Source organism: methanotrophic endosymbiont of Bathymodiolus puteoserpentis (Logatchev) (assembly GCF_900128525.1).
Classification (GTDB): Bacteria; Pseudomonadota; Gammaproteobacteria; order Methylococcales; family Methylomonadaceae; genus Methyloprofundus.
This window is the reverse complement of sequence record NZ_FQTQ01000167.1, coordinates 1-3,604: the sequence shown is the minus strand read 5'-3', so window position 1 is coordinate 3,604 and position 3,604 is coordinate 1. Positions and strand designations below refer to the sequence as shown.

Genomic DNA, 3,604 nt, shown 5'->3' with positions numbered 1-3,604 from the left:
GCAATGGAATTATACTGCCATTCCTGACGCAACAACTTTATAAGTTGCCTAAGTTATTTCATGCACATTCCTTAGTAAAGTCTAATGGATCTGTTCCTGGTTGAGTCACCACTTGATATAGTGGATATCGTCCAGGTGCTATACCTGCTCCCGAAAAATCAAATAAAACATGCTCACCCACATATTCACTATTGCTTACTAAGGGCACAACATCCGTTGTAAATTCATTGCCACCGTTAGTTAAAAATAAAAACTGCCCACCAACTTGAGTAGCAACATATAAATCACCAGTCACTGGTGTAGGAAAGCTCACTTTGGCAATCACTCGTTCAGAACCGTCATTTTTAACAACCGCTCTATCTGAGGTTAACACAGCAGTTGCCATCTGCGAGAAAACACTCAGACCTAATGCCAATAGAACTGGTTTTAATTTAAATTTTTTCATTTGATTACCTAAGTTAGTTTAAATAAAAATACATTGAATATTTGGAGCCTAGCCCTCTTCTGAAAACATAATAAAAAACATTATATCTATATAGAACATCATGGGGCGCGCCACTAGACACTTTATGTTAAGTTTTGGGACTCTTGTCACAAAATAGGCGTGCCACCACGTACCTCATGATAGATTTTGAGATTCCTATCACAAAAATTAATTCGCTATCCGGCGAGTAATAGTGCCTTGGTACACCCTATGCCCACCAAGGCTCCCACAGGCAACTTGACGGCTGTCGGGATAACTATTGGCCCTCGCGCACTGTTACCGCAGTGCACTTTAGCTTGGCTACACCGAACGTTATGCATCTAAAATCCTCTTACTTTAATAAATAATAGGATTTACCATACGGCCTTCACATATTTAGCAACCTCTTGTAACTCAGCGTCACTTAAAAAACTCAAGCCACTCATCCCCCCCCTATCACCTATAATAGCTGAACGCGTCTTAGCGGGATTAACGGCAAGTGAAATGTGGTTATACGTTGGCGTTTCACCGTGACACTGACTACAATTTTCACTATATAAACTTTTTCCCACGACGACATCAGTAGTTGCTGATGTTTGTTGATCTTGAAACCCATCATGGTCCTTATCATCATCAGAAAAACCATCGTTATCCAGGTCATTCGTTACAGTTGCTGGCAGGCCAATCGAATATTGAAATGAACTTAAGCCCGCCAAACCACCTACCCAATTAACTGTTTGAAATGGATTTGTCGCTGGATTAACTACAACTTGATACAAAGGGTATCGGCCCGGCGCTATACCTGCTGCCGAAAAATCAAATAAATCATACTTACCTATGTATTCACTATTTTTAACCAGAGGTACAATATCAAGTGTAAACTCTGTACCTCCATGCGTTAAAAACAAAAATTGCCCATTAACCTGGGTCGCCACATATAAGTCACCGGTGACAAGGGTAGGAAAACTCACACTTGCCATGATTCGCTGAGAACCATCATTTTTTATAATCGCCCGATTTGAACTTAATTCAGCAAATGCTATGTGAGTAAAAACACTCAGCCCCAGCACCAACACCAACACAACAGGTTTTAACTTTAGTTGTTTCATCTTGCAATTTTAATCCGCTTAAATAAAAATATCGTTAATATTTAAAATACATCTCGCAATGTGTTCATCAACTTGGAGCATAATAAGTCAAGACTATGACAACAGTATGTCATTGAAAAACACCACAAAGCTAAACCCAAAAGCCTCCTGCACCACATAACTCATAAAAACTATGGTTTTTTTACATAATTAGCAATCAATTGTAATTCTGTATCACTTAAAAATTTCAAGTACCCCATCCCCCCTTTATTACCTTTAATCGCTGAACGTGTCCTAGAAGGGTTAACGGCTCTTGAGATTTTATTATATCGAGGGGTTGCACCATGACAGTCACTGCAGTTCACGCTATATAAGCTTTTTCCTTTTGCTGCACTTGGTGTGGGTGTGGGTTGATTATTGTCTTCACTGTCATTTTCTGACTGATCATTGCCTGATTGCTCATTACCTGACTGGTCATTGCCTAACTGGTCATTGCCTGATTGCTCGTTTCCTGACTGATCATTGCCTGACTGATCATTGCCTGATTGCTCGTTTCCTGATTGCTCGTTTCCTGATTGGTCATTTCTTGGCTGGTCATGAAACCCATCATGGTTCTTATCATCATCAGCAAAACCATCACCATTGAAATCTTTTGTAAGCTCGGGGCCGAGTCCAATAGAAAAATTAAAGGCATGCAACCCTGACAAACCGCCCACCCAATTAGTAAAATCCAATGGACTTGTTCCTGATTGAGTCACGACTTGATATAGTGGGTACTCCCCTGGTGCTATACCCGCGCCCGAAAAGTCAAATAAATCGCGCTCTCCCACATATTCGCTGTTGCTCTCCAAGGGCACGACATCCGTTGTAAATTCACTACCACCGTTAGTTAAAAATAAAAACTGCCCACCGACTTGAGTAGCAACATACAGATCACCCGATACCGGCGTAGGAAAGCTCACTTTGGCTGTCACTCTTTCAGAGCCATCATTTTTTACAATCGCTTTATCTGAGGTTATCGCGGCAGTTGCCATCTGCGAGAAAACACCCAAGCCTAATGCCAGTACAACAAGCTTTAATTTAGGTTTTTTCATTTTGCACCCTTAGTTTGCTTAAATATAAATAACGTTAATCTTTGGAAGTAGACTTAAATCGACTCATTCCACTCGAGAAATAACATGCAAACACTGTGCCAAGACAGCATAAAATTACCCCCCCTTTCTCGACGCTAGCAACTGAGGTATTACACCGAATGGCCAAAGCCAAAGGGCTTTACCGCAACTTTTGTTTAAAAACTCAGACTAAAAAAAACACAAGCACAAGATATTAAAAGACTTTTCTATATTATTTAACAATAATGAAACGTATAATCATACCATTTTCACCCTACAATTTTTGCAGCGCTGCAAAAATTGTAGGGTGAAATGCCATTCCACGCCTTATACTTTGGCTATAAAGAATAAACTTACCGGAGGGCTAAGAAAGCCTGCCCGCTCGAGGTGCGCGGTAGTGATGCCTGATGCTTTGCCATGGCGGGAACAGACCGGCTGAAGCCTATATGGTTCGCCGAGTAACGAATCAACTTTTTTTGAACATGAAGCCTCAAAATGGAGGCGCTCAGTTGATAATGTCCGTTTATCACAACAAAAATAAAAGACGCTTAATTTTAAAAAGCTTACTTTATTTTCAATAGCTTGGTCTTTTATCCCCGCTCATCGGAAATAAAACTACCTCTGACACACTATATTTATATACATAATGTCTCCATTAAGAGACATTATGAGAAAATTTAAAATATCTTAAACTCAATAAATATTCTAACGTCCTCAATAATCAATATTGATGAGGTTCCCCCTCTATACTTAACTTAAACAAATCATCGCGTCAGCCTGTGTACTGCCACAGTTAATTCCCGATTTCTGCAAAACTTCAGTACCTAGGCTATGGACATAATTTAGAAGTAAGGAATGAGCACAAATTAATTTAGGCAAGTTCAATTTAAGAATTATAATGATGCAACTCATAAACTTTATTTAAAATCGACCCAAGATAA

3 protein-coding genes are annotated in these 3,604 nt (G+C 39.7%); all 3 read right to left on the bottom strand.

What is annotated here, in order from left to right:
• Window positions 1-58: 58 nt before the first annotated feature.
• The 3 genes from BQ7314_RS12440 to BQ7314_RS12430 all read right to left on the bottom strand — a co-directional run bounded on the left by BQ7314_RS12440 (window position 59) and on the right by BQ7314_RS12430 (window position 2,645).
• Window positions 59-445 carry a hypothetical protein gene (locus BQ7314_RS12440; RefSeq protein ID WP_174484009.1) on the bottom strand — a complete coding sequence of 129 codons (387 nt, stop codon included), beginning with the start codon at window positions 443-445 and terminating at the stop codon, window positions 59-61.
• A gap of 392 nt (window positions 446-837) precedes the next feature.
• The gene (locus BQ7314_RS12435) at window positions 838-1,572 is read right to left on the bottom strand and encodes a c-type cytochrome (protein ID WP_174484008.1); all 735 of its coding nucleotides are present in this window, start codon (window positions 1,570-1,572) and stop codon (window positions 838-840) included.
• A gap of 170 nt (window positions 1,573-1,742) precedes the next feature.
• Window positions 1,743-2,645 carry a c-type cytochrome gene (locus BQ7314_RS12430; RefSeq protein ID WP_174484007.1) on the bottom strand — a complete coding sequence of 301 codons (903 nt, stop codon included), beginning with the start codon at window positions 2,643-2,645 and terminating at the stop codon, window positions 1,743-1,745.
• Window positions 2,646-3,604 lie beyond the last annotated feature (959 nt).

Coding starts and splice junctions, on each gene's coding strand:
- BQ7314_RS12435 (WP_174484008.1), bottom strand. CDS start 1,572: ATGAAACAACTAAAGTTAAAACCTGTTGTGTTGGTGTTGGTGCTGGGG.
- BQ7314_RS12440 (WP_174484009.1), bottom strand. CDS start 445: ATGAAAAAATTTAAATTAAAACCAGTTCTATTGGCATTAGGTCTGAGT.
- BQ7314_RS12430 (WP_174484007.1), bottom strand. CDS start 2,645: ATGAAAAAACCTAAATTAAAGCTTGTTGTACTGGCATTAGGCTTGGGT.